The sequence below is a fragment of the Streptomyces sp. SA15 genome (assembly GCF_002291145.1).
Taxonomy (GTDB): domain Bacteria; phylum Actinomycetota; class Actinomycetes; order Streptomycetales; family Streptomycetaceae; genus Streptomyces.
Window position 1 is genome coordinate 1 of the sequence record NZ_NTGE01000130.1, and the last position, 25,633, is coordinate 25,633.

The window sequence follows — 25,633 nt, forward strand, 5'->3', positions numbered from 1 at the left end:
CAGGTGCGGCGGCCGCGGTGACCGCCGCGGTTGAGGCGGGGCAGGCGGCAGCGCCGGAAATGCCCGCTCCCTCTGCCTCCGCCCCGTCTGCCTCCGCCCCGTCTGCCTCCGCCCCCGCCGCCAAGGCCGACGCCGATGTCCGCGCCGCCCGTACCGTCGCCTCGCCCGGCTGGGCGCCCGCCGACATGGGCGCGCCCGCGACCTTCGTACTGCTCCGGCACGGAGAGACCCCACTGACCCCGCAGAAGCGGTTCTCCGGCAGTGGCGGCACCGACCCCTCCCTCTCCGACGTCGGCCGGGAGCAGGCCGAGCGGGTCGCCGCGGTGCTGGCCCGGCGCGGCACCGTCCAGCACGTCGTCGCCTCACCCCTCGCCCGGACCCGCGAGACCGCAGGGATCGTCGCCGCCCGTCTCGGCCTCGAGGTCACCCTCGACGACGGCCTGCGCGAGACCGACTTCGGCGCCTGGGAGGGGCTCACCTTCGCCGAGGTGCGCGAACGCTACCCCGACGACCTGACCAAGTGGCTGGCCGACCCGGACGCCCAACCCACCGGCGGCGGCGAGAGCTTCACCGCCACGGCCACCCGCATCGCCGCCACCCGCGACAAACTGACCGCGGCCTACGCGGGCAGCACGGTACTCCTGGTCACCCACGTCACCCCGATCAAGACGTTCGTACGACTCGCTCTCGGCGCCCCGCCGGAGTCCCTGTTCCGCATGGAACTCTCGGCCGCCTCGCTGTCGGCGGTGGCGTACTACGCGGACGGCAACGCCAGCGTCCGCCTCTTCAACGACACGTCCCACCTGCGCTGAGCGCCGCCGCCTCCTGGGCCAGCGCCTCGACGCGCCCCCAGTCGCGACCGGCCACCACGTCCTTCGGCAGCATCCAGCTCCCGCCCACACAACCGACGTTGGGCAGCGCCAGATACTCCGGCGCGGAGTCCGCTCCGATGCCCCCGGTCGGGCAGAAGCGGGCCTGCGGCAGCGGCCCGGCCAGCGACTTCAGATACGCCGTACCACCCGCCGCCTCGGCCGGGAAGAACTTCATCTCCCGCACCCCGCGCTCGAGCAGCGCCACGACCTCCGACGTGGTCGACACCCCCGGCAGGAACGGCACCCCGGACGCCCGCATTGCCTCCAGCAGTACGTCCGTCCAGCCCGGGCTGACCAGAAAACGCGCCCCCGCCGCCACGACCTCGCTCACCTGCGCCGGCGTCAGGACCGTGCCCGCACCGACCACCGCCTCCGGCACCTCCGCCGCGATCGCCCGGATCGCGTGCACCGCAACCGGCGTCCGCAAGGTCACCTCGATCGCGGGCAGCCCGCCCGCGACCAGCGCCTGCGCGAGCGGCACGGCGTCGGTGAGGTCCTCGACGACGACCACGGGGATGACGGGAGCGAGATCCAGCAGCGATGGGGTCATGGCCACATCCTGGCGGCCGTCGCGCAACATATGCAAAGGGTGTTGCATATTTTGCAATGAAGCTAGTGGACCTCCGTCACCAGCACATCCAGCGCCCACGCCTTCCCCGCCCCCGCCCCCGCAGGAGCCTCCGCCTCCACGACGTACCCGAGATCCCGCAGCGCCTCCACCAGCTCCGCCGGGCCCTGGGGAGCGGTCCCGGCCGACAGCAGACTGCGCACGATCCTCCCCTTCGTGGCCTTGTTGAAGTGGCTGACCACCTTCCGGGTCGGCGCGTGCAGCACCCGTACGGTCGCCGTCCGCCCCGCGACCTCGCCCTTCGGCTTCCACGCCGCTGCGTACGCGGAGGACCGCAGGTCCAGCACCAGCCCGCCCCCGGCCGCCTCGGGCAGCGCCGCGGCCATCGGCGTACGCCAGTGCGCGCCCAGCGCCCCGAGCCCGGGTAGCCTCACTCCCATCGAGCAGCGGTACGACGGGATCCGGTCCGTCACCCGGACCGCACCCCACAACCCCGAGAACACGAGCAGGGAGCGCGAAGCCCGCCGTTTCGCGGCCGCGTCGAGAGAGGCCAGGTCGAGGGCGTCGTACAGCACGCCCGTGTAGATCTCCCCGGCGGGCCGTGTCCCCGCCGTCCGCAGCTCCGCGTTCTTCGCGACCTCGCCCCGCAGTCCCTCGCTCAGCCCGAGCACCTCGCGCGCCTTGTCCTCGTCGCCCACGCACAGGTCGACCAGCTCGTCGAGCACGGCCTCACGGGCCTCGGTCAGCCCCGGCAGCGACAGCGACTCCAGTTTCAAGGGGGCGCCACGGCCGGAGGACGCCTTGCCTTCGGAGGGCGGCAGCAGGACAAGCACGGGGGGATCTCCTTCGGTTGAGCTCTGCGACAGCGTACGGCGTGCCACCTGGCAGCCCTCGCCCTACGCTCGCTACATGCCCCGCCGCCCCATCCGCGTGACCGGCGACCCCGAAGCCCCCCTCCGGGCCGCCCTCACCGCGCTGCGTACCGAACTCGGCGTGTCCGGCGACTTCCCGGCCGAGGTGCTCGCCGAGGCCGAGCGGGCCGCGCGGGCGCCCGTGCTGCCGGAGTACGACGCCACCGACATCCCCTTCTTCACCATCGACCCGCCGGCCTCCACCGACCTGGACCAGGCGATGCACCTGTCCCGGCAGGGCACCGGCTATCGCGTCCGGTACGCCATCGCCGACGTCGCCGCCTTCGTCGTACCCGGCACCGCCCTCGACGCGGAGACCCACCGCCGGGTGACCACCCTCTACTTCCCCGACGACAAGGTCCCGCTGCACCCCGCGCCGCTGAGCGAGGGCGCCGCCAGTCTGCTCCCGGACCAGGTCCGCCCGGCCGCCCTGTGGACGATCGACCTCGACGCGGAGGGCCGTACGCTCGCCGTCGACATCCGCCGCGCGCTCGTCCGCAGCCGGGCCAAGCTGGACTACGAGACCGTAGAGAAGCAGATCGACGGCGGAACCGCCGAAGAACCGGTGGCCCTGCTCGCGGAGATCGGGCAGCTGCGGGAGCGGCTGGAGGTCGATCGGGGCGGGATCTCCCTGAGCGTGCCCGAGCAGGAGATCGTCGAGCACGATCACACGTACGAGCTGAGGTACCGCGCCCCGCACCCCGCCGACGGCTGGAACGCCCAGATCTCGCTGCTCACCGGCATGGCCGCGGCGGACCTGATGATCGCGTACGGGACAGGAGTGCTCCGCACCCTCCCGGCCGCCCCCGACGGCGCCGTCGGCCGCCTGCGCCGTAGCGCGCACGCCCTGCACATCGACTGGCCGCACCACGTCTCGTACGCCGAGCTCGTCCGCTCCCTCGACCCGCACCGACCGCACCACGCGGCCTTCCTCCAGGAGTGCACCATGCTCCTGCGCGGCGCCGGCTACACCGTCTTCCGGGACGGGGCACTCCCGGAGATCACCACGCACTCCGCCGTCGCCGCCCCGTACACCCACTGCACGGCCCCGTTGCGCCGCCTCGTCGACCGGTACGTCGCCGAGATCTGCCTCGCGGTTGCCGCCGGGCAGGCCGTGCCCGACTGGGTGCTCGCCGCGCTCGACGCGCTGCCCGCCCGGATGGCCGAGGGCACCCGGCGCGCGGGCACGGTGGAGCGCGAGTGCGTCGACATCGTGGAGGCGGCGCTGCTCAAGGACCGGGTGGGGGAGGTGTTCGACGGTTGCGTGGTGGACGTGGAGGAACGCCGACCCACCGTCGGAACGGTCCTGGTGGAGTCCCCCGCGGTCATCGGCCGCATCGACGGCGACCACCTGCCGCTCGGCGAACGCCTGCGGGTACGGCTCACGCAGGCCGATCCGGGAGCGGCGAAAGTGCGCTTCGCGCCTGCGTGATCGCGCGAATGGGGGTCCTCGGCGAGACCGAGCCCCAACTGGGTCAGCCGCCGGATCCGGGCGAGCACGACGGCGTGAGCGACCCGGAGAACGACGACTACCGTCGACTCTGCACCGTCGCCTTCGGTAAACCGCTCACCCTCCCCGAGCCGTTCGCCTTCGACCTGGACACCACGGACCTCCTCTGATCCCCTGTGGGCGAGGAGGTATGACGTGAGCACACAGGAACGCACCCGAGAACAGGCCCGCTGGACCAGGGCACGCCTCGGCCGCGGCGGCGCGCCCCTCGACCTGCTGACCGCCCGCTTCGACCAGCACGTCTACGCCTCGCACACGCACGAGGAGTTCAGCATCGGCATCTGCGTCGCAGGCTCCGAGGTCATCGACTACCGGGGCGACCACCTCCGGCCCGGCCCGGGCTCCATCGTCGTACTGGCACCCGGCGAGATGCACACCGGCCGCCCCGCCGGGTCCGACGGCTACGCCTACCGCGCCCTGTACCCCGACCCCTCCCTGCTCACCGACGGCACCCTCGGCGGCCCCCCGTACTTCCGCGAGCCGCTCCTCGACGACTCCGAACTCGCCACCGCCCTCAGCCGCGCCCACACCGAACTCAGCGCCTGCCCCGACCCGTTGGAGACGGAGTCACGCCTTCCGTGGCTGCTCACGGCGCTGGCCCGTCGCCACTCCACCGCCCGCGCGGTGAGCGATACCGTGCCCGGTGCCGCTCACATAGCCCACGCCGTACGGGACCGGCTCGCCGACGACCTCCTGGCACCCCCGTCCCTCGCCGATCTCGCCGCCGACCTGGGACTGTCCCGCTACCAACTCCTGCGTGCCTTCCGTACGACGATGGGGATACCGCCGTACGCCTGGCTGGCGCAGTACCGGGTGAACCGGGCCCGCGGACTGCTGGAGTCCGGACTGAGGCCGGCCGAGGTCGCGGGGCTGGTGGGCTTCGCCGACCAGGCGCACCTCACCCGCTGGTTCCGGCGGGTGCTGGGGGTGACGCCGGCGGTGTACCGCAACAGCGTTCAAGACGGGCGCCGCTGATCTGGTGAGCATGGCCGCATGACTGCACGCGGCTGGTTCCTGTTCTCCCTGATGGGAGTGGTCTGGGGCATCCCCTACCTGCTGATCAAGGTGGCGGTGGACGCCCCGCTGTCCCCGTCCATGGTGGTGTTCACGCGCTGCGCGCTGGGCGCCGTACTGCTGATGCCCTTCGCGATACGGCAGGGCGGCCTGCCCCGCACAGTACGGACGCACTGGCGGCCGATGCTCGCCTTCGCGTGCATCGAGATCATCGGCCCCTGGTGGACCCTGACCGACGCCGAACGCCACCTGTCCAGCTCCACGGCGGGCCTGCTGATCGCCGGCGTCCCGATCGTTGGAGTGGCCCTGGCCCGCTTCTTCGGTGACACGGAGCGCTTGGGGATACGCCGGATGACCGGCCTGGGCCTGGGCCTGGCCGGCGTCGGAGTCCTCACGGTCCCGCACCTGACCGGCGGGGACGCCCGCTCCCTCGCCGAGGTCCTGGTGACGGTCCTCGGCTACGCGACGGCCCCGCTGATCGCGGCGCGTTACCTGAAGGACGTCCCGACCCTCCAGCTCATCGCCCCCTGCCTGGCCCTCTCGGCCCTGGTCTACGCCCCCGCGGCGGCGGTGACCCGGCCCGCCGAGCTGCCCTCCACCGAGGTCCTGGCCGCGCTGGCAGCTCTGGGTGCGGTCTGCACCGCGGTCGCCTTCGTGGCCTTCCTGGAACTGATCAAGGAGGTGGGCCCTACCAGGGCGACGGTCTTCACGTACGTCAATCCGGCAGTCGCGGTGGCAGCGGGCGCGATCTTCCTGGACGAGCCGCTGACGGCGGGCATCGTGGCGGCGTTCACGCTGATCCTGGTGGGGTCGGTGCTGGCGACGGCGGCAGGACCGAAGAGGGGCCCGGGCCCGGTAACATGGTCGACACGGCAGACGAGCCGGGCGGACGGCCGCGTGGAGTGCCCCTAGTGGGACGCTTCCCGAGGAACGTCCGGACTCCACAGGGCAGGGTGGTGGCTAACGGCCACCCGGGGTGACCCGCGGGACAGTGCCACAGAAAGCAGACCGCCGGGGACCTCGGTCCTCGGTAAGGGTGAAACGGTGGTGTAAGAGACCACCAGTGCCCAGGGTGACCTGGGCAGCTCGGTAAACCCCACCCGGAGCAAGGTCAAAAGGAGCGCGCTAACACGTGCTCTGCGCGGACGTTCGAGGGCTGCCCGCCCGAGTCCGCGGGTAGACCGCACGAGGCCGGCGGCAACGCCGGTCCTAGATGGATGGCCGTCTCCCCGGCCGCCGCGAGGCGACCGGGTGACAAAATCCGGCGTACAGCCCGACTCGTCTGCCGCTGAGGGCCCCTGACCAGTGAAAGTGCTGGTAGGGGGCCCTTTTTTGTCGAATCGGGGGCTTGGTCAGACCCCGTTCCACACCGGTTCAAACGGGGTCGCACGGCTACGTACGTAGCCATGAAAGTAGCCATGGGTCCCGAGGGTGAAGATTGGCAGCGGCGGGTTATGACCTGCGGCAAGAGGCCTCTGCCCTGCGTGATCCGGATGGCCCGGCTGCGAAGCCTGGCCAGGGCACGAGGTCTCGTGAGCTTGTACCTCTTCGACAATCCGGCTTCGTGGGAAGCAGTGCTGGCCTGCAGATCGCATGATCAGCAGGCCAGCGCCCTATTTCCAGTTCGTCACGCCGCGTCCCGTACGAGGGCCAGCCTCGGCCGTGCTGTCAGGCCGGCGGCTATCGCGCCGTGGGTATCAGCATGATCCCTTAGAAGGTGGCTGTACGTGCGGCGCAGCTCCTCTACGGAGTCGCCCACCCATGCGGCCACGGTGTGCTCAGGGATTCCGTTCTGCAGGCACGTTGAGATGAAGGTGTGCCGGAGGTCGTGGAAGGTCGGAAGGTTTCCCTTCTCGTCCTTGATGCCCAGCTTCAGAAGCGTGGGCTTCCACGCGTCGTCGTTGAAGTGGTTCCGGCAGACGAGGTTCTTGCGTCGCGACCAGAAGAGCGCCCGTACCGAGCCACGCTCACAGTCGGCGATCGTCTTCTTGTGCTCCCACAGGACGTTCTCTGCGGGCTGCGGCGGGTGCCGCTCCATGTGCTCGGCCAAGGCGTCCTGGAGGTATGGAGGGATCGGCACGTCCTTCGTGCTGAGTCGCGGGCTCGTCTTGAGTCGGTCCACGATGGTGGGTCTGTACTTCGTTTCCTTGGTCCTGAGTACCTGGCGACGAACGGTGAGCAGCTTGCTCTCCGTGTCGATGACGTCCTCGCATACGGCGAGTGCTTCCGCTTGCCGGACGCCGCAGGCGAAGCCGAGCATGGGGATGAGGCGGTACTGCTCGGGGAACGCGTCGTAGATCGCCCAGCACTCATCCGTGCTGAAGACGTACGAGGTGGACTCTTCGACGTAGGGCCCATCGACCTCATAGGTGGGATTCGAAGCGATCTTCCCGTTCTGGAGGGCGTCCTTGAGGATCATCTTGAAGACTCGCCAATGGCCATCCGCCGTGGAGTTGGCGAGGCTCTTGTTGGCTTCCATCTCCTGAACCCAGGCTTCGACCTGGGCCTTCTGGATGGTCCGAAGGCGCTTGCTGCCCCAGCAGGGATTGAGGTGCACGCGGACGATCGACTCGTAGGACTGGACGCTGACCTCCTTCGCCCGGCGTCTACCGAGCCAGTCGGTTGCCCACTGGCGGAACGTGAGGTTTGTTTCGACGGGTTCCGGGCCACGCCTGGGGCCATTCCGTCGAGAATGGCCTGAGCCTGGGCTTGAGTGAGGCCAACTGACTCAGGAATCGTCGCTCGTGTGCGCTTGCCTTCGTCGTTCGTACGGTTGTAGGACCAGCTATGGGCACATCCGCCCACCTTCTTGGGCCTGTTCTGGTCGGAGCAATCGCACCGCTTGTACACAGTGGGCTTGCGTGCCACAGGACGCCTCTCACGATCTTGGTCGGTTCTCAGGTGACTCCCTGGCCAGGGGAGTCGGACTGTACGCAGGCGTAGCCATGGACGGTCAAGCCATCGAGCGGGAGGCGGAGCGTTCGGTTGTGCCCCTTCTATTCACGGCAATAACGCCCGCGTCGGCGCTGGAAATTCACTCCGTACGGGCGTCGAGCCATGCCTCGAAATCGCGCTCACGAACGCGGAGGATGCGATCGCTGATGCGCACGACGGGGATATCCCAACTCCTGTAGTTGTCGAGCACGGTGCGCTTTGTGAGTTCCATCCGCTCGGCAATCGTCTCGAAGCTCAGCAATACGTTGGAACCACCGCGAGCCATAGTCGTCCTCGTCCACTCGTAGGTGTCCCCCGGCGGACCGTTCCGGCCGGATGGAGCCGGTTCCGTTCAGGCCGGCACCGGTAAGTACGTCGATCAGCGGAATCTGTTACACCCTTGGGGAACCCAACGCGCCGACCGCACGGTGAGGCCGCTCCGGGGTAGTGGCGTCAGCGTTGGATGGCGTCGGTCGGGCCGGCGGCTGAGACTCCAGCGGCCGCAGCGATGGAGATCCACTCCTCGAGCATCAGGGTGCGCTCGATGGCGCCCATGCGCGGGGGCCTTGGCGCTCGTCTTCTCGCTTCGGGTCTTGCGGCGCCGGATCTCTCGCGGCTTGCGGCCGCACCACATAACACGGCGGGTGTCACCACGTATCGGCAACCCGTTCGACGAATCCGGCGAAGGGCCGGTTATCCTTCCTCAACGTCGTATCGGAACGTGATCGTCCGTCGGTGGGGAGACCGCGGTGACGGGATCGAGGCGGCGCTGTAGTTGATCATCGCAGCACCGGCTTGGGGGGATATCACGCCGTGACCGACATTTTGGAGGCCCTGGTCGCACGCGCCGTAGCAGGCGGAGATGACGGGGCCGACGCCATCGCAGCGTTGTACGACGAACTCAATGACACCGTGTACCACTGGGTGCGGCGTTACGTCCGGGACGGGCACGTCGCGGAAGACCTGAGCCAGGAAGTGTGGTTGAAGGTCGCCCAGAACATCGGCAAGTACCGCGCGGGTACGAGTCTGCTGGGCTGGCTGCGCACGATCGCTAAGAACACCGCGCTCGATTATCTGCGCTCGGTGCAGCGGAGGCCTTCGGAAGTGCTGTACGCCGACCACCTTGAACTCGACCGGCCGCGCTTCGACCAGAGCCCGGAAGAGCACGCCGAACGGCGCGCAGTGGCCCAAGCCGTTGCCACCCACATGCACAAACTGCGCCCTGAACAACGACAGGTCCTCATCCTGCGGTTCTTCGACGGGCTCAGCCCCGGCCACACTGCACAGATCATGGGGAAGACTGACGGCGCCGTCCGTACCCTCACGGTGCGAGCCCTGCGCAAACTCGCCGAGGCCATGCCGTCGGGGGCGTCGTCCTCCCAGCTGATCGAAGAACTGCTGACTGCGGCAGTGGGCAGAACTAGAGTTGTCGAAACACGGGTAGAGACACGAGAGGCGAGGGCGCATGTCGCGACGCGCTGACCAGAGCGAGCGCTTGGAGCGGGCGCTGGAAGGCGGGCCCACCCCTCACGATGAGGAGACCCGCCAAATGCTGGCCGCCGCGGGAGCGCTGCGGCCCGGCAATCGACGTAGCCCTTCGAGGGTGCGCGCTACCAGGGAAGCGATGCTCCGAGAATTCGCACGCGTCCAGAACCCGCAGGAGACACGGGAGGACGCCGGCTCAGGAGACGGCCTGGACGAGCCGGAGCTCCACCGTGAGGAGATTGAACTGCCCGAGGGCGGTCAGCTCGTCCTAACCGACATCGAAGACATCACCCCCGAGCGTGCCGAGAAGATGAAGGCCCGCATCGCCAGCATCCTGAACATTGAGGAAAGAGACCGCCAGAGTTGAGCAGTGCAATATCCGGCGGCCCCGGCTGCTGGGAGCAGCCGTGACCGAGTCGCAGCCGCCCGTCAAGATCCACATCCTGACCCCCGAGGACGAGGACGACGCTGAACTCACCGACCTGGGCCTGGTCAAGCTCGGAAGTGAGCGCATCCTGTTCCTGAAGCCTCAGAGCTTCGACTCTGCCGTACGGCAGGTGCGTTCTGCCATGCCGGATCTCCCGCTGGAGCAGGTCGAGCGCCTGGTGCGTGAGCACCCGGAGTTCAAGGACTTTGATGAACTGTTGGGCGCGATCGAGTCAGCCCCGTCGCTGGACATCACTCCCATGCCGATGCGCCTCTCCAGCCCGTACGTCCGCGCGGACGTACGAAGCGGTGGGTAATCGCTGCCGCCCTGGCGCCTGCGCTCGCGGGGAGTTGGGCGCTGGGCTACGTCACCGCCAGCAGCCCGGCAGGCACGTCAGCGAGTGCACCGGACACGAGTCCGTCGCCGAGTCCCACCGACGCTTCGATCGCGCAGCCCGCGGTAAAGCCGTTCGTCGGTCCGGAGTTCCTTGACTTCTCCGAGGCCGGGCAGATCGACTGCAAGCCGATCGCCAACCTCGAAGCGGAGTGCACTGACGCGGATGGCATGGTGATGTCGAGCAAGGCAGCCACCGGGCCGGACAGCACGATCTTCACCTTCTCCTATGGGTCGGAGCGCATCGGGCTGAGGATCTTCGGAGACGCCGACTACGCAGAGACATGGGTGCACCAGGACGGCACGACCGAGCTGTACCCCAACCTTTCCCGCTCCGGTCGGTACGTGCTCTGGGGTACGGACAAGGAGCGACTGTCGGAGTACATGGAATTACTCAAGGCCGCGGAGGCGTACTCGTCGTCGACGCCGCACGCGATGGGATCGTCGACCCCGCTCCCGCCTCGCTTGGCCGCGCTCACCCTAGGGACGTTGGGGCTGGACGAGCAGGACGTAGAAACCATCCTGTACTCGCCATACAGCTCGCGGGTCGACGAGCCCGTTCTCTTGGCCGCGCAAGCAGTGCTCGGTGTCCAAACAACCGGTCCGCGGTACACGGGCGGCGACGACATCGTGGCGATTGCCGCTGGTGTCGATCAGCAGCCCGTGGTGTCCCCGCCCGAGCACACAACGGACATGGACCCCCCGGTGGTGCCCATCGTGGACCTAGGCACTCCTTCCCTGCCGACCGCAAGCACCGAAGGGACGCAGCCGACTACGACCTCCCCGGACCCTGTGCCGGAGCCGGCCGCGGAGGACCCCCAAGTCGAGCAGCCTGCGTCGACGCCTGCTCCGGTCGAGTCAACAGCTCCGGAGCAGTCCACGCCGACGCCTGTGGTGGTCGAGGAGGAGCAGCCGGAGCAGGTGAGTGAGTCCCCTGCGGAGGAGGCGCCGGATGAACCGTCGGAGCAGCCGGCGACAGAGCCGTCGGATGAACCGGAGGAGAGCGCCCCTTCTCCGCCCGTGACCGAAGGCCCTCTTGAGGAGACACCGGTCCCGGCGGAACAGGCGGATGACGACTCAATGCTGAGCGGGCAGGCGACGGCTGTGCAAGGGCGATGACCGCTCATCCTCGACTCGGCTTGGACCGCTTCGTTCTGACCTACTGCAGGTCGGTCGACCAATGTGAGGGCCCCGGCGGCAATGCGGCTGGGGCCCTCACCAGTTGAGCGGTCGGATCAGAACGGCGGCGGTTCTGTGGCCGCCCATTGGTCGTCGGCGATCGGCCGTGTGGTCGCGGCGGACGTGCGTTGGGCGCCGTTCTTGGTGACCTTCGCCGTCGCGTTCTTCAGACTCACGCCTACGTCCTCGACGTCCAGTTCGAACACGGTGCGCTTGACGCCTTCGCGGTCTTCATACGAGCGCTGCTTGAGGCGGCCCTGCACGATCACGCGCATGCCCCGGGTCAGGGACTCGGTAACGTTCTCGGCCGCCTGCCGCCACACGGCGCAGGTCAGGAACAGGCTTTCGCCGTCCTTCCACTCGTTGGTCTGCCGGTCGAAGGTGCGGGGGGTCGAGGCGACGCGGAACTTGGCCACCGCGGCGCCGGATGGGGTGAAGCGGAGTTCGGGGTCGTCGACCAGGTTGCCGACGACGGTGATGACGGTTTCGCCTGCCACGGACAGGGCCTTTCAAGGTTGGGGCCAGCCCGCGGGGTGCGGGCTGGCCGGGGAGGATCAGGCGAACAGGCGCTTCCAGGTCTCGGGACCCGGGATGCCGTCGGCGCCGCTGCCGGTCCAGCCGTGGGCTCGCTGGAAGGCCTCGACGTTCTTGCGGTCCGCCTCGCTCCACTTTGGGCCGGGGCCGGACGTGTAGTGCTTGCCGTAGCCCTTCCTGACGAGTTGCTGCCCGAGCAGGGTGACGCTGGCGTTGTTCTTGCCGGGGCCGAACTTGTCCTGGCCCGGGAACGGCGGCGTCGGCTTCGCCGTGACCTTGCTGGGGAGGCTGCCCAGGAGCTTCTTGAGGGAGGCCTCGCCGGGGACGCCGTCCGCGGCGCCGCCGGTGTAGCCCAGCGACTTCTGGAAGTCGATGTAGTTCAGGGTGTCGACATCCGTCCACACAGGGCCGGGGCCGGACGTGTAGTGCTTGCCGAAACCTGCCTTGACCAGGGCCTTGCCGACCTTGGTGACGTGGTCGCCCTTGGCGCCGTAGCCGTACGTCAGGCCGTTGATGGTGACCTGGTAGCGGGCCACGTCGGCGCTGGTGCCGCCCGAGCTGGAGCCGCCCGGGTCCGGGGCCGCCTCGTAGTTGTCGGCGGGCATGCCAGCCTTCACCCAGGCGTACAGCTTCGTGCCGGGGCACGCCGTCGCGAACCCGTCCCGGTGGCCGCGCTTGGTCAGGGTTCGCCCGGTCTTCTTGCACGCCTCCTTGTACAGCGCGCGGCACGCGGCCAGGGCCTTGGCGCTCGGCTCCTGGTCGCCGCCGATGGCGATCTGGACGCCGATACCGCTGGTGTTGTGGTCGGGGCAGTGGGCGCCCTGCAGGCCCCAGCCGCGGCCCTCGTAGATGTTGCCGGCCTGGTCGATGACGAAGTTGTAGCCGACGCCGGACCAGCCCTGGCCGATGTGTACGGCCTCGATGGCGCGCATGATGGCGTAGCCGGTGCGGGTGATCGGGTGCCCGCCGTCGTAGTGGACGAAGAACTCGGTGCGCCGCGACAGCGGGACGGAGGCCGGGGTGCCGTTCCAGGCCTCCGCGCCCCAGTTGGTACGAGAGATGATCTTGATGGTCATGGGCGTGGTGCCCTCCGCTCTGGTGATCAGATGGAGGGCACCGTGCAGGGCGGTGGTGTTAACGTCGCGTCGTGCCGGATCAGGGACCGACGGGCAGTTCGGTAAGCGCCCAGCTTCCGCCCGCGATGAGGCCCTCGCTGAGCAGGAGGATCGTCCTTCGTTCTCCTCGCAGCACGGCAGTTGCGGGGCCGCCGAGCGGTGTGGGGCGGGCAACCCTTTCAACATCAAATACCGCATGACATGACAGGCCAGTAGAGTTGTTGCCTCGCGAGGCGCCCAACACCCCTTTTTCTGCCTGGGTGTTCGGCGCGAACTCAGTGAGGGGGACACGCGTTTCGACCCAGTGGGGACGACGAGTACCGAGTCACTCCAGCGAGGGCTGAACGCAGGACGGCGATTGGTCGAATCTGGGCTTGGGCGTCATCCACACCTGCGCTCCGTAGCCTCAACATGAGTACCGTCGTAGCTCTCGTTGCAGCGCTTGTCTCCCTGACAGTGACGTTGTGGGTCGACTCGCCACGTCCGGAGAACAGGTGTGACGGCGGGGCGACGTGCCGCCGTGGACTATGGAGCAACGAGAACTTCATCGCAGAGCTAGTGCTCTGACCGGGAAGGTTCGCCGGGTTGTGGCAGGCGGTGCAGGGTCACGGAAATCCGTTTCGAGCGTTGCCCTGGCGCCTCTACTGTGGCGCGGTGATGACTCAGGTGATCGTTGTCAACGGTGGTTCCAGCTCGGGGAAATCCGGGATCGTTCGGTGTCTGCAGGCAGTCCTGCCGGATCCGTGGCTGGCCCTCGGGACAGACGCGCTGGTTGAGGCGATGCCGGCGTCCATGCAGGCGTCGGATGGCGGGATCGAGTTCGCTCCGGACGGAGAGGTGACCGTCGGTCCTGAGTTCCGAACGCTGGAAGCGGCATGGATCGAGGGAGTCGCCGCGATGGCCCGTGCAGGCGCCTGGGTCATCGTCGATGAGGTCTTCCTCGGCGGAGCGTACTCACAGCAGCGATGGCAGAAAGCCTTGGGTGAACTGCAGGTGCTGTGGGTCGGCGTCAGGTGTGACGCGGCGGTGGCCGCAGGCCGTGAGGTCGCACGAGGCGATCGGACCATCGGGATGGCTGCTTCCCAGGCGGAAGTGGTCCACCAGGGTGTGGCCTATGGCCTGGAGGTGGACACCACACATACGGAGGCGATGGAGTGCGCACGGACCATCGCCGCGCATGTCAAGTGATCGACAGCCAGGCTATCTGCCGCTGTGACGCCGGGACGAGTCAGGCGGCGGCGGTGAGGCGGCGTCCGCCCCAGCGGATGCCCTTCTCGCTGCGGATGCGGGCGCGTTCCTTGCGCTGGGCGGCGAGCACGTCGGGGTGGCGGGCGTTGGCATTGCGCCAGCGCAGGTAGCGGTGCAGGGCCCGGGTCTGCGCGGGGTGGCCGCGGTGGTGGGAGTTGGCCAGGGTGAACTGCCGCAGCGGGCCGAAGTGCGCCTCGATCGGGTTGGCCCAGGAGGCGTAGGTCGGGGTGAAGCACAGCTCGACCTTGTTCTTCTTCGCCCAGTGACGGATGTCCGCTCCGGTGTGGGCGGAGAGGTTGTCCAAGATGATGTAGATCGGGGCGCCGTCGGGCCGGGCGGCGCGGATCGACTTCAGCGCGGCCAGGGTGTTGGCGGTGCCCTTGCGGCGGCGGTTGACGCCCCACAAGCGGTCGTCGCCGACGGAGTAGCAGCCGTGGAAGTAGGTGACGCCGTGGGTGCGGCGGTAGGTCGCCGGGAGCCGGTCGGACCTGCCCTGCTTCGCCCAGCAGGAGCCCGCGGTGGGCCGGATCCCGAGCGGTCCGAACTCGTCGAAGGCGAAGACCCGGTCGGGGAAGCGGTCCAGTACCTGCTCGATGCGGTCGAGCTTGGCGTCGCGATCAGGGTCGGGTGACTCCTTCCAGGTCTTGGTGCGCTGGAAGGTGATGCCGCGGCGCAGGAGCAGGCACCGTAAGGCTTCCCTGCCGATGCGGATGATGCGTCCGTGCACGCGGCGCAGGTAAGCGGCGAGTTTGCGGATCGACCAGCGGGTGAAGGGCTGGCCGAGCTTGCTGGGACGGGTGGTGGCCGTCTGGATGACGAAGTCCTCGTCGTCATCACTGAGCAGGCAGGGACGGCCTCCCGCCCATCGAGGGTCCAGGCAGGCCAGGCCGATCTCGTTGAACCGGTGGATCACCTCCCGCACCGTGTCCTCGTCGGCCTGGACCAACTGCGCGATCACCGGAACGCGGTTCCCGCCGGCGGACGCCAGCAGCATCATCGCCCGGCGATAGCGCACCGAGCTGGTACTGCCCCGGCGCACGATCTGCTGCAGCTTCTGCCCTTCCTGGTCGGTCAGTCTGCGCACCCGCACGGGCTCAGCCACCACACCTCCAGCGGTCGGAACGGGCGTCACCGCACATCCAACCGCCCCAACCGCCACCCCGGTGGCTTTGCTCACGAGATTGGACAGCAGTTGTTCAGCACGTCGGACAGCACTCTATGGTTCCCCCGGTTCGAACAGCTGGTAGTCGCAGCGGGGTGCTGAAGGCGGCTTCAGGGGACGAACCCCGTCCAGTGGAGGAACAGGTTCAGTTCAGGACCTCAGGAGAGGGGCCGAGCCTTTCGATGACCTCGCGCATCTCCTCCTCGTCGGCCTCGTAGACCGTCTTGCCCATGCGATCGTCTCGTGCGTGGAGCGTATGAATGAGTGGCCCGTGGGGCGCTCCCAGGTGGACGAGGGAAGCAGACGGACCGTGGACGGCGCGCTCCGTGCCGGGGCGGGCAGTCAGGTCGATACGGCTGACGACGCCGGGCGTGACCCAGACGGTCGCTTGTTCCAGGCGAGCCAGTATCTGCAAGTGGAAGTGTCCGCACAGGATGAGCTGGACATCGCTCCCGCGGATCGTTTCTGCCAGCTCTGCGCTGTTCTGCAGACCGAGCGCCCGCTGAACGTCGACGTCCAGGGCCACAGGCGGGTGGTGGAAGGCCAGGATGGTGCCCAATGGTGCCGGGGTGACAAGTAGTTCGCGCAGCCACTCGAGTTGGCCGCCGTCGAGTCGGCCGTAGCCCTTGCCCGGAACGAGCGTGTCCAGCGTGATCAGTCGGTATCCGTGGACGGTGGTGGCCCCCGCCCGCTCACCTGCGGCTCCGTCGTACACCGCCTCGGGCTGAACGTGACCGCTGCCGAGCACGTCGGCGAATGCGGTGCGGTCGTCGTGGTTACCGGTCGTGTAGAAGACGCTCGCCCTTCGTCGGCCGGCGTAGCCGGACAGGAGTTCGTGGGCCCGCGTGTACGCCTCGTGAGAGCCGTCGTCTGCGACATCGCCGGTGACTATCACCGCGTCGAGGTCATCCAGATGACCCAGCTCGCCGAGCAAGCGGCAGAGTGCCGCAGTGCCATCGGCCCCGTCCTCGTCGGGTCCGCCGGACCGGTCCAGATGGGTGTCCGAGAGATGCAAGATCCGCATCACCCGAAGTTAGCCTCCGGCACCGGTGATGAGCCACGGCCTTTCTCGCCATGCGGTCCCATCCGCCGGCTCCTGGCTCCCCCCGGCCCATGAAATCGAACGGGCACAGGGCTGGGTGCTGCCCGAAATGCTGAACAACTGCTGCCCAGTCTCGTGAACAGAGCCAACCCGGCGAACCTTCCCGGTCAGAGCACTAGTTGAGCAGGCCGCGGCGGCGCGGCTGGTTCAGCGGCTCCGGCTCGTACACGGCCAGAAGGGCGGCTTCGGCCCGGTCAGGACTCTTCATACCGCGGGCCTTCATCGTCTTCTTCGACTCGATGACGCTGTAACCGGCGGTGTTCGAGCCGAGTTTGGGCGTGGAGAGCTGGATACCGGCCTGCCGGTCGACGCGGAGACGCAGCCGGCCGGTGCCGGTCGACGGGTCCGGCTGGAGGAGCGCCCTGGTGGCGAGCCACATCTCATCCCTTTTGCGGTACGGCCGCATGACCGCGCCCGGGTCGACCTGCGTGGGTGACTCGGAGACCATGACGCCCACGATCTGAGCCTGGTGGGTGCCGTTCTCCGCCCATACCTCCAGCATGCTGGTCGCGCCGTGGCCGATGCCGTTCTTGTCGATCTTCACGCGGACGGGGTGGGGGGAGTTCAGGGCGGCCGCGAGGCGCTGCGCCGCGCGGATCTCCTCGAGGACCTTCTCCGCGACCTTCACCTGGTTGTCGTTGGTGATGCCGGAGCTGGCTTGGCGCATCTCGATCGCGTCTCCCACGATCCGGTAGATCGTGAATTCGTCGCCTCCGTCGGCGGCGACGTCGACGCCGAGCCTGATCCAGGCGCCTTCCTTCACGGTGTGCTTGGCGGTCTCGCCTTCGAGGCCGAGGTCGCACAGGCGGTGCCAGCCGGGCCCGGTGGGGTCGTCGTTGCTCTGGGCGTCCTCGACCCAGGTGATGGGTATCGCGAGACCGCCGCCGCCCTTCGGGAACTTGGCGTGCACCTTAGCCACGACGTACGGGTGATCTTCGCCGTACTCGCGGATGGTGCGGTCCACCCACTCCTGGTCTGGGAGGTGGATGGCAAGGGAGTGCGGGGGAACGCCGTCCGGGCAGTCGTTGCAGTACGGGACGCGTTCCCCGGTGATTGCCGGGGAGGCGTAGGTGGCGATGGGGATGGTGACGGTGCTGGGCTCCTCGGGGTCGTCGCCCTCCTCGCACAGGCCCTCGAACCAGCTCCGCGGCATGTCCATCGCAGGGTTGCCGATGGCCAGCATCCGGGCGTCGCCGGTGAGCAAGTTGTTGGTGCCGTTGCCGATGGTGCATGCGATACCGCCGGCCTCGTCGACGACAATGAGGAGCTTCGGTGTGCCGTGGATGCCCTGCATCGCGGCTTCGTCGTTCTCGGGCGCGGTGAAGCCGTACGCCACGATGACGTCGTTGCCCCACTGGTCGGGGATCTTCCACTGGGTGGTGTCGCAGTAGCCGGGCAGGCCCGCGCGGGCGACGGTCTTGCGGATGTGGGGCCAGAGCTGGTTCCTGACCTGGCGGAATCTGGTCGCCGTGGTGACGATGACCATCGTCCCGGGCGCGTTGACCGCTCCGGCCCAGGCGACGAGCCTCCCAGCAATCCAGGTCTTCCCGACGCCGAAGCCGGCCGGGACCGCGATGCGCTTCTTGAGGGGGACGGCGTCGACGATCTCGCGCTGACGACTCCAAATGCTCTCCCCCAAGACGTCTTCGATGAAGCCGCTCGGGGTGTCGTGCCAGAGGCCATACATCGACCCGGTGGCCCGCTCGACCTCCCGCATGACGTGAGGCCGCTCGCGGGCGGTGATGTCGTGCTTGAAGGCTCGGCGACGAGCGGCCACGGGGGCGCGCAGCAGGAGGTCAGCGACGTTGGAGGCGTCGCGAGACACGACGCCGGGCTGACGCCCCTTACGCAGCTCGCGGGCCGGGGGGACGACGCGGGGGCGTGCGGGGGGCGAGAGCTGCTTGCGGGACATGGCGGGGAAGGTGCCGCCCGCGGGTGTCTAGTGTCGCGGCCTGGCCGGGGCCCATGCCCAGACCGCCGGCCAGGCCGCGGGATCCCGGCACGGACCAGACGAACGCGCACCCGTGGATTCAACGGGCTGGTGGGTCTGTGTCGGAAGTCTTGCCGGGGTGAGGCTCCTGCACCTGGGAGGTGGAGCAGGGGCCATCACTCCGGCCGGGGGCACGGCCGGAGTGCTTTCCCCGGGGGGATCTCGGGGTCAGAGGGCCTGCCGCACTAGGGTCCGTCTTCAAAGGTCGTCGGGTGGTGGATCACGGTCGGGTGATACGTCGCCATGAACTCAGCGATCGTGAGTGGGAGTTACTCGCTCCGCTGATACCCCGGGCCGCCACGGGTCGGCCGCGCGTGGAGGACCGGCAGGTCATCAACGGGATGGTCTACAAGATCCGTACGGGGATCTCGTGGCGAGACCTGCCGGAACGCTACGGCCTGTGGAAGACGGTCTACACCCGCTTCCGCCGCTACGCGCTCGACGGCGTGTTCACCCGCGCTCTGCAGCAGATCCAAGCCCAGGCCGATGCTGCCGGAGACATCGACTGGCTGGTGCAGATCGACTCCACCATCGTCCGTGCTCACCAGCACGCCGCCACCACCGGCCGAAAAGGGGGAGGTACCGGCAGGACGAACCGGACGATCACGCCCTCGGCCGATCCCGAGGCGGACTGACGACCAAGATCCACCTCGCCTGCGACGGCCGCGGGCGTCCCCTGGCAATCCTCGTGACGCCGGGCCAACGCCACGACAGCATCTGCGCACGTCCCCTGCTGGAACGGATCCGCGTCCCTCGCATCGGTTTTGGCCGGGCACGCTGCCGGCCCGACCAGGTCATCGCGGACAAGGCCTACAGCTCCCGCGGCCTCCGCGCCTACCTGCGCAGGCGCGGCATCGCACACACCATCCCAGAGAAGACCGACCAGCAAAGGCACCGCCACAACCGCGGCAACCGCGGCGGGCGGCCGCCAGGGTTCGACCGGGAGACCTACCGCCGACGCAACACCATCGAACGCTGCTTCAACCGACTCAAGGGCTTCCGCGGCATCGCCACGAGATACGAGAAGACCGCCACCTCCTACGAAGCGGCGGTCACACTCGCCTCGTTCCTGCTCTGGGCAAGATCCGTTTGAAGACGGACCCTAGTAGTACGTCGAAGGGCCGGATTCTGTTACGCCTTGTCGACCGTGGGCGGTTGCCGGGTCCAGAATTCCGCCCGGTACTTGTCGAACGACGAGCGCTGCCGGAAGAGGCCGTCCAGATCGACGCGGAGCGGACGGCCGTCGACGGGCGATGGTCCGTCGGGCGCTGTTCCGTCGAACTCTTCGAGATCGATCCCTGCGGTCAGGAACACGCCGATCCTGTCGTTGATGGCTTCCTGTAGCAGGCGGGTCTTCTCCTCCTCGGCCAGCGGCACGCCCCAGGGGCGGGTGTTGAGGGGGGTAGCTCTGGGCGCGACCACGTCGCCGCGCTCGCTCTTGGGCGGTGAGGCTTCCAGGCGCTTGCCCATGTGTTCGAGGAGGGCGAGGAGCGTGGCGACGGCCGAGCAGCCGGGGCAGGAGCAGTCTCCGCCGTCGTCTGCGGCGGACGCGGTGTCCTCGGCGGTCGGCCTGCTGGCTTCGGCCGTCTTGTTGAGGCTGATGAGCAGGTCCTGCTCCTCTTCGGCAGCCCGTATCGCCTGCCGAAAGATTCCCATCTCCGCCTCGACCACGGCGCGTTCCGCCGGGGTGAGATGGAACCACGGGGTGGACTCCTGGCCCGTGGCGGTCTTGAGGAAGGCGCGGCGGGCCTCGTAGAAGTGGCGGGTCAGGTTCAGAGGGAGCATGGTCCGAGGGATTCGCGTCGTCATGCCGGGGGGAACGCCGGACGGCCGGATTCTGTGACAGCCCTGGCCTCGCTGTCGTCTTGTTGCCGCTGCTCTGGTGATCAGTTCGAGGCTCCTGGACGCCGATGCGCGCCGATGCCTGAGCGAAGCGAAGGCATCGGAAATCTTACTTCATTGTGGTGCTTGATCTTGTTACTAAAGGCGCCTGATCTAGCGGCACCCGGTCCCCCGGCGGCCCGTTCACCGGAAGCCGGATTTTCAGGCCCCGGTGACCGGCGCCTGATTTCCAGGCCCCGGCCTGACCTGCGGGACAACGGAAAGACCGGCCCCGAAAGGTGCTCGGGACCGGTCTGCGAATGAGGGGAGCAGTCAGCCCTTGCCCTTCTTCTCGCGTGCCAGCCGGGCCGTCCTCTGTTGCTGCCAGATCAGCTTCGTGCCAACGCCGACGTGCTCGGCGATCTTCTCGCCGCTCCAGCCGTAGGGCTCCTCGGACAGGGCCAGGGCTGCGTTCCGCATGAAGACCACCGCCGCGGCGCGCCGGGCCCGTGCCGCGGAGACGACACTGGCGAGGCGGGGCAGTTCCTCGAAGGCGTTCTCGATGCGCGGTACCCCGGCCTCTTCGGCGAGCTTCACCAGTTCCGGGCCCGTTACGTCGGGGACGGGCCGCAGCTCGTAGTGCCCGCTGGCGGTGCGCCTCCGGTCGATGCCGTACAGCGCCTTACTCAGGATCTCCCGGTAGGCGGTGTTCGTGACGTCGATTGCGCCGGCCAGGCCGAGGACGTGCTCGTAGAACCACAGGGAGGCCACGCCCTTGTCGCGGTCTTCGATGTGCAGCGCGATCTCGGCATCCGCCTGGCGGATGATCTCGGCCGCCCGCTCGATACGGTCGTCCGGGCGGGCGATGGCTCCCAACTCGTCCTTCACGGCGCGCTCCTCGCGCGCGCGGAGGGCCTTGTAGTCGGGCGCCTCGACCTTCCTCTTCGAGTAGGTGATTCCGGCCTTGGGCATGGCTACCGATTCCCATCTCAAGCTGGGGCGCTGTGCAGCGCCTGACGTCGACTGGGGTAACCCCATGCCTGCGTACAGCCAAGAATGGTACAGCCACGAGACTCGCATATCGTGGTGGGCGCGGTGTATCGGCACTGACCTGCACCGGAGCACCGCGAACGCAGTGCCGCCCACGATCAGAACGTGCCCCTGACCGTCTCGTATCAGGGTCTGGCCGGGGGCTGAGTCGCAGGGTGTGTCCGTGACCGCGATGCGTCCGACGCCGAGGTTCGGGCCCTGGGGGATGCGGGCGGCCCACAGCAGCCACGGGCCGAAGCGCAGCCCGTGCGGCCGCCGAACGCGGGCCTTCAACATGATCCGGGGGCTCACTGCGCACCGTCCCTCTTCCGGGCCTCACGCTTGGCCTTCCGGCGCTGGAACTCGGCCCACTCAGCGCGCGGGAGCAGCGCGCACACCATCAGGGACCTCCGCCCGATGGTGACCTGCAGGCCGCTCCGCCCAGCGTCCGGTTCCGGCCCGTACCGGGCGAAGCCGACCGCGAAGAACGGCGGGTAGTTCCTCCGGGGCACGAGGAACACGCCGGCGGTGAACCGGTCGACGTCGACGAAGCACGGCCGCCGAACCGACAACAGCACGGCCACGAGGCAGTACGTGACCGCCGCGACCGGGGAGCACATCACCCACATCAGGGTGCCGAACACTCCGAGGAACAGCACGGACGCGGTCCACTCGCCGAGGCGGTACGCCAGGGACGGCGTCCCGGCCGGCCGGTAGCGGACTGTGCCGGGGCGCACTTCGTAGCCGAAGCTGTTGGCGCCGTCGTTCCACTCGAAGTGACTGGGTGAGCTGTCGGAGAACGAAGCCTGGTGCGGGCCGTCATGCCGGGCGCGCCGCTGGCACTGGAGGCCGATCTCAGGCTTCGACAGTGGGGCACTGCCGTCGCCGCATCACTTGCGCCCCCAAGAGAACAGGAAGTCGAGAAGCCCGTCGACGAGCCCCTCGAAGAGGATGGCGATCCACCCCGGCCCGGACCCCTTCGGCGTACGGCCGCGGTTGCGGCGGGCCCGCCTCATCGGGCAGCCGCCACGTTCGTGGAGGGCACCCCGTCGGGGCTGAGCCGGTACTCGCTGCCGTCGGCGTAGCGCACCAGGACCTCACCGGGGAGCTGGGGCCGGCGGACCTTCCACCCGGCCTCGTAGGACTCGCGCGGGTTGTCCTCGAACCAGCCGTTGCACGTCCTGCATGCGGTCAGGAGGTTGTGAGCCTGGTTGATCCAAGGCTCGCGGGCGCCGCCCATGCCGCGGTTCACGCGGTGGTGGATGGTCAGGGCCTCGCGAGTCCCGCAGCGCACACAGGCGCCACCGTCCCGCTCGAAGACGATGGCCTTCACCACGTCGGTGGGCCCGGTTCGCCGTCGTGCCATCACAGCGCTGGTCTCCTGCCTGCCCCGGGCGCCGGACCGCGTCGTTCACGGCCCTGATGGGCGCGCCCCGGGGCGAGGCGGGGAGAGTGGACGGCGTCCGACGCTTACGTCGCGTCGTCCTCCGTCGGGCGCCACCCCGCGGCCGTGCACGCCGGACACGGGTGTTTCAGGTGCTCGGTCACCGCCTGGTTCCAGCGGCATCCCTCCCAGCGCAGTTCAGCGAGGTAGCGGGGCACGGCCACAGCGATCCCGAGCCGGGACGGCGGAAGGTCGGGGCAGTAGTACGACCGCGTCAGCCCGTTGCTCTGGACGACCGCGCGCAGCACTCGCTTCCACAGTCCCGGCGGCCGGTGGCCAGCGGGCCCGTAGTAGTCATCCCGGGTTTGCACCAGGGTGGTGAACGACAGCCGTCGTCCGGACAGGCTGCTCAGATACCAGGTGCGCGACGTGGCGCCGGCACCGACGATCCGCTGGAAAACGAGGTACACGCCGCCGGGGAGACGAACGGAGTCGAAGGCTTTCAGCAACATCAGTTGCTACTCACGGTGTCGCGGCGCAACCGGAGACGGCACAGCTCGGCGTACTCGGCCTTGGCCTCCACGCCCAGGGAGTCGAAGCCCTCCAGGCGGGCGGCCTCCAGGGTGGTGCCGGTGCCGGCGAACGGGTCAAAGACGAGCCCGCCGGGTGGGGTGAGCAGCCGGACGAGCCACCGCATCAGCGCGACCGGCTTCACCGTCGGGTGCACGGTGCCGTCCGGCAGGCGCGGCCGCTCGCTGGTGGGGGCTTTCGCCTGGTAGCGGAACGCCGGGTAGAAACGGGAAGCGCCGCCGGAGTCCGCGCCGCGGATCGGCTTGCACATGGTCTGGCCCTTGAAGTCGCCGTAGACGTCGCGGAACTTGTCCGAGCCACGGCGCCGCGGGTTCGCGCCGGAGGTGAGTAGGCCGGACTGGCGATCCAGCTCAGCAACCGGGCAGCCCTCCGCGCAGCCGTCCGCACAGCCGTCGACGATCCAGCCGTCCGTGTCGACGGCCCACGCGTGGGACAGCAGGACGTTCGTCGGCCACCGCCCCTCGGGGTCGCCGGGCGGGGTCCGGCACGCCGCGGTGTTCATCGCCCCGGTGCCGTACGCCAGGACGTTGCCAGCGACTGTGTCCTCGAGCGGCTTGCGGGCCAGGACGATCGGCTCATGGCCGGGCTTGAGGGCGGTGTTCCAGCCGTCCCAGCGCGCGGCCGCCGCGGTCGCCGGTGCGGTCACGTCGAACGTGTGGGACTGGAGCTGCGGGAACACCCCGGAGCCGCCGCGGGACCGGTGCCCCTTGCCGATGACCTCCCGGTCCTCCCATGCCTCCCCAGGCGCGTTCTTCCGCCCGTTCAGCTCGTGCACCAGGTCCTCGACCGTGATCGGGGCCTCGAACCTCATCTCGGTCTTCAACTCTCCACGGCGCACCACTGGGCGGGCACGTAGAGGACCTCGTCCAGCGCCCTCCAGCCGTGGTGGATCCCGTCCAGGGCGACGCGGTCATGCTGGTACGGGTGCGGCGTCGGCAGGGCGCGGAACGGCAGGGCGATCGGGGACGCGCCCAACGTGCCGTGAGGCTGGTTCAGGGGCCCGCCAACGGCGCCGATGACGAGGTCGCCGCAATGGATGTCGCGGGCCACTGCAACGCGGACGAGCCCCGGGTCGACGCCGTCAGGCAGGGGCACGGCGGCGGTCTCGCGGGCGATGGTGACGCGCGGGACGGGAAGCGCGGCAGAGACCACGGGTGTGCCTTTCGAGGAGAGGGGCCGGGGCGCGGGCGGTGCGCCCCGGGGGAGGGGTGGCGGGGCGGATCAGTGCTGCGGGCCACACACGCGGTTGCCCATGCGGCGGCAGTCCCACCCGCTCTCGTCCTCGTCGACGAAACCGTCCCGGTTGTCGTCACCGGGTTGACGGCCGCTACGACGCCGCCGAGATCACCCGCCGGATGTTCGGCCGCCTGTTCCGCGTTGACGTTCCTGTCGCGTACGACCTCGACCCCCGCCCCTGACCCACCCCCGCGCCGCCCGGCCGAAGGGGGCGGGCGGCGCATCCCGCGGCCCATACGCGCCCGCGCGCGTGGACGGTCCCAGAAGTCCCAAAACCCTGCCTGTCTGCTCTGTTGCCGCTGTCTCGGCGTCCGGGTCGCCCGTGGCCTGTACGCCGCTCTGAGGAAGGTTCCAGCCCCATGCCGCTGCCGTCTTGGCACCAGTCCCACCTGCACGCCGCCGAGTCGCCGAGGTACACGTTCGAGTCGTTCACCGACGAGGTGGCCCGCCTGTTGGGCCTGTCCCCGACCACGCACACCGGGGAGTTCAAGCGCAGCTCCGAGACGGATCACGTCTGGCTGCTGTGGAAGCCCGCCCGAGCAGGGTGGGGCGAGCGTCCTGGTGGAGCGCCCGCACGGGGAGCTGCGCGAAGGCGTGCTCATCAGGGTGTGGTGGCACCACTCCCCGGACCCGGCCGACGTCGCCGCGATGGTCCGGGCGTACGAGCGGCGTGGGCGGGTCCAGTCCCTTCGGTCCCTGCTGGCCCGGGTGCGCCGCGGCTGAGCCCCAGTCCTGCCCAGGTGTCTGGGCGCGTGAGTGTGCCGGTCGCAGCCCGCGGCCGGCCTCCCCGCGGCGGAGAGCTACCGCCGCATCCCGAGGCAGCCGCTCTCCTCGGCAAGTCTGCAGTTGGTTCGAAGCATCCGAGCCCTGGACTGCAGATGCGGCTACGGAGCGTAGCCATTGAATCTGGAGTAAACCGTGAAATCCGTGCTAACGTGTTTTCATGACTCCAGCTCGCACAGCAACCTCCTCCGCGGTAGCGGCTGCGCTAGGCCTGCGTCCCGCGACGGTGCAGCGGTACGCCCGCAACGGGCGGATCCCTTTCGATACGACTCCGGGCGGGCATCGCCGATTCAACATCGACGAGGTCCGAGCTGCCCTAGACCAGCAGCCGACCCCTCAAACGCC

The 25,633-nt window shown here is 69.0% G+C and carries 27 protein-coding genes, 1 other RNA gene and 3 pseudogenes; 14 read left to right on the forward strand and 17 right to left on the reverse strand.

The window, feature by feature from the left end; translation table 11 throughout:
• The coding region (locus CLM62_RS30480) for a bifunctional RNase H/acid phosphatase (RefSeq protein WP_257004185.1) at positions 1-812 on the forward strand (812 nt) is incomplete at its 5' end.
• Here CLM62_RS30480 and eda read toward each other — a convergent pair.
• Together eda and yaaA are read right to left on the reverse strand one after the other, a co-directional pair.
• A complete protein-coding gene (eda, locus tag CLM62_RS30485; protein ID WP_095753121.1) occupies positions 787-1,422 on the reverse strand; it encodes a bifunctional 4-hydroxy-2-oxoglutarate aldolase/2-dehydro-3-deoxy-phosphogluconate aldolase in 636 nt (211 codons plus the stop codon). The genes CLM62_RS30480 and eda overlap by 26 nt on opposite strands.
• A gap of 62 nt (positions 1,423-1,484) precedes the next feature.
• A complete protein-coding gene (gene yaaA, locus CLM62_RS30490; RefSeq protein WP_095753122.1) occupies positions 1,485-2,273 on the reverse strand; it encodes a peroxide stress protein YaaA in 789 nt (262 codons plus the stop codon).
• Between the two features lie 76 nt (positions 2,274-2,349).
• Between yaaA and CLM62_RS30495 the strand changes: the two genes are divergently transcribed.
• The 5 genes and pseudogenes from CLM62_RS30495 to rnpB all read left to right on the forward strand — a co-directional run bounded on the left by CLM62_RS30495 (position 2,350) and on the right by rnpB (position 6,160).
• The gene (locus CLM62_RS30495; RefSeq protein WP_095753123.1) at positions 2,350-3,783 is read left to right on the forward strand and encodes an RNB domain-containing ribonuclease; all 1,434 of its coding nucleotides are present in this window, start codon (positions 2,350-2,352) and stop codon (positions 3,781-3,783) included.
• Positions 3,780-3,971, forward strand: coding sequence for a hypothetical protein (locus CLM62_RS53220; RefSeq protein WP_373559203.1), 192 nt, complete (start codon positions 3,780-3,782; stop codon positions 3,969-3,971). The genes CLM62_RS30495 and CLM62_RS53220 overlap by 4 nt, the downstream gene beginning before the upstream one ends.
• A 25-nt stretch (positions 3,972-3,996) precedes the next feature.
• A complete protein-coding gene (locus CLM62_RS30505; protein WP_095753125.1) occupies positions 3,997-4,836 on the forward strand; it encodes an AraC family transcriptional regulator in 840 nt (279 codons plus the stop codon).
• 51 nt (positions 4,837-4,887) lie between these two features.
• Positions 4,888-5,637, forward strand: a pseudogene (locus CLM62_RS53225) (DMT family transporter); the annotation flags it as partial.
• Between the two features lie 115 nt (positions 5,638-5,752).
• An RNA gene (rnpB, locus tag CLM62_RS30520) (RNase P RNA component class A) lies at positions 5,753-6,160 on the forward strand.
• 342 nt (positions 6,161-6,502) lie between these two features.
• On the opposite strand, the gene CLM62_RS30525 is transcribed toward rnpB, so the two are convergent.
• Together CLM62_RS30525 and CLM62_RS30530 are read right to left on the reverse strand one after the other, a co-directional pair.
• On the reverse strand, positions 6,503-7,432 hold the full coding sequence (locus CLM62_RS30525) for a site-specific integrase (protein WP_095753127.1): 930 nt from the start codon (positions 7,430-7,432) through the stop codon (positions 6,503-6,505).
• A 477-nt stretch (positions 7,433-7,909) separates the two neighbouring features.
• A complete protein-coding gene (locus CLM62_RS30530) occupies positions 7,910-8,095 on the reverse strand; it encodes a DNA-binding protein (RefSeq protein ID WP_095753128.1) in 186 nt (61 codons plus the stop codon).
• A gap of 527 nt (positions 8,096-8,622) precedes the next feature.
• Between CLM62_RS30530 and CLM62_RS30535 the strand changes: the two genes are divergently transcribed.
• From CLM62_RS30535 to CLM62_RS30550, 4 genes are all read left to right on the forward strand, one after another.
• Positions 8,623-9,291: a sigma-70 family RNA polymerase sigma factor gene (locus CLM62_RS30535; RefSeq protein WP_179382283.1), complete on the forward strand. Its 669-nt coding sequence runs from the start codon at positions 8,623-8,625 to the stop codon at positions 9,289-9,291.
• Positions 9,292-9,358: 67 nt separating this feature from the next.
• Entirely contained in the window at positions 9,359-9,661 is a 303-nt protein-coding gene (locus tag CLM62_RS30540) for a hypothetical protein (protein ID WP_143659177.1), read from the forward strand.
• Between the two features lie 40 nt (positions 9,662-9,701).
• Positions 9,702-10,037: a hypothetical protein gene (locus CLM62_RS30545; protein ID WP_095753131.1), complete on the forward strand. Its 336-nt coding sequence runs from the start codon at positions 9,702-9,704 to the stop codon at positions 10,035-10,037.
• A 254-nt stretch (positions 10,038-10,291) separates the two neighbouring features.
• Entirely contained in the window at positions 10,292-11,233 is a 942-nt protein-coding gene (locus CLM62_RS30550) for a hypothetical protein (protein WP_143659178.1), read from the forward strand.
• A 188-nt stretch (positions 11,234-11,421) separates the two neighbouring features.
• Here the strand turns inward: CLM62_RS30550 and CLM62_RS30555 are convergent.
• Positions 11,422-11,790: pseudogene (locus CLM62_RS30555) on the reverse strand (single-stranded DNA-binding protein); the annotation flags it as partial.
• Positions 11,791-11,847: 57 nt separating this feature from the next.
• Entirely contained in the window at positions 11,848-12,903 is a 1,056-nt protein-coding gene (locus tag CLM62_RS30560) for a peptidoglycan-binding protein (protein ID WP_095753133.1), read from the reverse strand.
• Positions 12,904-13,599: 696 nt separating this feature from the next.
• Between CLM62_RS30560 and cpt the strand changes: the two genes are divergently transcribed.
• On the forward strand, positions 13,600-14,130 hold the full coding sequence (gene cpt, locus CLM62_RS30565) for a chloramphenicol phosphotransferase CPT (protein ID WP_095753180.1): 531 nt from the start codon (positions 13,600-13,602) through the stop codon (positions 14,128-14,130).
• Positions 14,131-14,170: 40 nt separating this feature from the next.
• On the opposite strand, the gene CLM62_RS30570 is transcribed toward cpt, so the two are convergent.
• The 3 genes from CLM62_RS30570 to CLM62_RS30580 all read right to left on the reverse strand — a co-directional run bounded on the left by CLM62_RS30570 (position 14,171) and on the right by CLM62_RS30580 (position 18,366).
• Positions 14,171-15,292 carry an IS630 family transposase gene (locus CLM62_RS30570; protein WP_306457945.1) on the reverse strand — a complete coding sequence of 374 codons (1,122 nt, stop codon included), beginning with the start codon at positions 15,290-15,292 and terminating at the stop codon, positions 14,171-14,173.
• Between the two features lie 205 nt (positions 15,293-15,497).
• Complete coding sequence (locus tag CLM62_RS30575; RefSeq protein WP_095753181.1) at positions 15,498-16,376, reverse strand: metallophosphoesterase; 879 nt, start codon at positions 16,374-16,376, stop codon at positions 15,498-15,500.
• A 193-nt stretch (positions 16,377-16,569) separates the two neighbouring features.
• Positions 16,570-18,366: a hypothetical protein gene (locus CLM62_RS30580; RefSeq protein WP_095753135.1), complete on the reverse strand. Its 1,797-nt coding sequence runs from the start codon at positions 18,364-18,366 to the stop codon at positions 16,570-16,572.
• Between the two features lie 311 nt (positions 18,367-18,677).
• On the opposite strand from CLM62_RS30580, the gene CLM62_RS30585 reads away from it, so the two are divergent.
• A protein-coding gene (locus tag CLM62_RS30585; RefSeq protein WP_373559204.1) for an IS5 family transposase occupies positions 18,678-19,537 on the forward strand; the annotation gives its coding sequence in 2 pieces (ribosomal slippage) (positions 18,678-19,044 and positions 19,044-19,537; 861 coding nt in all).
• Positions 19,538-19,575: 38 nt separating this feature from the next.
• Here the strand turns inward: CLM62_RS30585 and CLM62_RS30590 are convergent.
• From CLM62_RS30590 to CLM62_RS30620, 8 genes are all read right to left on the reverse strand, one after another.
• Positions 19,576-20,229, reverse strand: coding sequence for a hypothetical protein (locus CLM62_RS30590; protein ID WP_095753136.1), 654 nt, complete (start codon positions 20,227-20,229; stop codon positions 19,576-19,578).
• Between the two features lie 369 nt (positions 20,230-20,598).
• Positions 20,599-21,237 carry a hypothetical protein gene (locus CLM62_RS30595; RefSeq protein WP_095753137.1) on the reverse strand — a complete coding sequence of 213 codons (639 nt, stop codon included), beginning with the start codon at positions 21,235-21,237 and terminating at the stop codon, positions 20,599-20,601.
• A 365-nt stretch (positions 21,238-21,602) separates the two neighbouring features.
• Positions 21,603-22,031: a hypothetical protein gene (locus CLM62_RS30600; RefSeq protein WP_095753138.1), complete on the reverse strand. Its 429-nt coding sequence runs from the start codon at positions 22,029-22,031 to the stop codon at positions 21,603-21,605.
• Between the two features lie 153 nt (positions 22,032-22,184).
• A complete protein-coding gene (locus CLM62_RS52060; RefSeq protein ID WP_257004188.1) occupies positions 22,185-22,310 on the reverse strand; it encodes a hypothetical protein in 126 nt (41 codons plus the stop codon).
• Positions 22,307-22,660, reverse strand: a complete 354-nt coding sequence (locus CLM62_RS30605; RefSeq protein WP_095753139.1) for an HNH endonuclease — start codon at positions 22,658-22,660, stop codon at positions 22,307-22,309. Before CLM62_RS30605 ends, CLM62_RS52060 begins: the two co-directional genes overlap by 4 nt.
• 104 nt (positions 22,661-22,764) lie before the next feature.
• Positions 22,765-23,190: a hypothetical protein gene (locus CLM62_RS30610; protein WP_095753140.1), complete on the reverse strand. Its 426-nt coding sequence runs from the start codon at positions 23,188-23,190 to the stop codon at positions 22,765-22,767.
• Entirely contained in the window at positions 23,190-24,080 is an 891-nt protein-coding gene (locus CLM62_RS30615; RefSeq protein ID WP_095753183.1) for a site-specific DNA-methyltransferase, read from the reverse strand. The genes CLM62_RS30610 and CLM62_RS30615 overlap by 1 nt, the downstream gene beginning before the upstream one ends.
• An 8-nt stretch (positions 24,081-24,088) precedes the next feature.
• Entirely contained in the window at positions 24,089-24,421 is a 333-nt protein-coding gene (locus CLM62_RS30620) for a hypothetical protein (protein ID WP_095753141.1), read from the reverse strand.
• A 645-nt stretch (positions 24,422-25,066) separates the two neighbouring features.
• On the opposite strand from CLM62_RS30620, the gene CLM62_RS50290 reads away from it, so the two are divergent.
• Positions 25,067-25,228, forward strand: coding sequence for a hypothetical protein (locus CLM62_RS50290; RefSeq protein WP_179382285.1), 162 nt, complete (start codon positions 25,067-25,069; stop codon positions 25,226-25,228).
• Between the two features lie 220 nt (positions 25,229-25,448).
• Positions 25,449-25,604, forward strand: a pseudogene (locus tag CLM62_RS53230) (helix-turn-helix domain-containing protein); the annotation flags it as partial.
• Between the last annotated feature and the right edge of the window lie 29 nt (positions 25,605-25,633).

Bases quoted from the DNA above. Each gene is read 5' to 3' on its own strand.
- CLM62_RS30540 (WP_143659177.1), top strand. From the start codon at position 9,359: ATGCTGGCCGCCGCGGGAGCGCTGCGGCCCGGCAATCGACGTAGCCCT.
- CLM62_RS30530 (WP_095753128.1), bottom strand. From the start codon at position 8,095: ATGGCTCGCGGTGGTTCCAACGTATTGCTGAGCTTCGAGACGATTGCC.
- CLM62_RS30580 (WP_095753135.1), bottom strand. From the start codon at position 18,366: ATGTCCCGCAAGCAGCTCTCGCCCCCCGCACGCCCCCGCGTCGTCCCC.
- CLM62_RS52060 (WP_257004188.1), bottom strand. From the start codon at position 22,310: ATGAGGCGGGCCCGCCGCAACCGCGGCCGTACGCCGAAGGGGTCCGGG.
- CLM62_RS30595 (WP_095753137.1), bottom strand. From the start codon at position 21,237: ATGCCCAAGGCCGGAATCACCTACTCGAAGAGGAAGGTCGAGGCGCCC.
- CLM62_RS30605 (WP_095753139.1), bottom strand. From the start codon at position 22,660: ATGGCACGACGGCGAACCGGGCCCACCGACGTGGTGAAGGCCATCGTC.
- CLM62_RS30610 (WP_095753140.1), bottom strand. From the start codon at position 23,190: ATGTTGCTGAAAGCCTTCGACTCCGTTCGTCTCCCCGGCGGCGTGTAC.
- CLM62_RS30495 (WP_095753123.1), top strand. From the start codon at position 2,350: ATGCCCCGCCGCCCCATCCGCGTGACCGGCGACCCCGAAGCCCCCCTC.
- CLM62_RS30550 (WP_143659178.1), top strand. From the start codon at position 10,292: ATGTCGAGCAAGGCAGCCACCGGGCCGGACAGCACGATCTTCACCTTC.
- eda (WP_095753121.1), bottom strand. From the start codon at position 1,422: ATGACCCCATCGCTGCTGGATCTCGCTCCCGTCATCCCCGTGGTCGTC.
- CLM62_RS30560 (WP_095753133.1), bottom strand. From the start codon at position 12,903: ATGACCATCAAGATCATCTCTCGTACCAACTGGGGCGCGGAGGCCTGG.
- CLM62_RS30575 (WP_095753181.1), bottom strand. From the start codon at position 16,376: ATGCGGATCTTGCATCTCTCGGACACCCATCTGGACCGGTCCGGCGGA.
- cpt (WP_095753180.1), top strand. From the start codon at position 13,600: ATGACTCAGGTGATCGTTGTCAACGGTGGTTCCAGCTCGGGGAAATCC.
- CLM62_RS30590 (WP_095753136.1), bottom strand. From the start codon at position 20,229: ATGCTCCCTCTGAACCTGACCCGCCACTTCTACGAGGCCCGCCGCGCC.
- CLM62_RS30615 (WP_095753183.1), bottom strand. From the start codon at position 24,080: ATGAGGTTCGAGGCCCCGATCACGGTCGAGGACCTGGTGCACGAGCTG.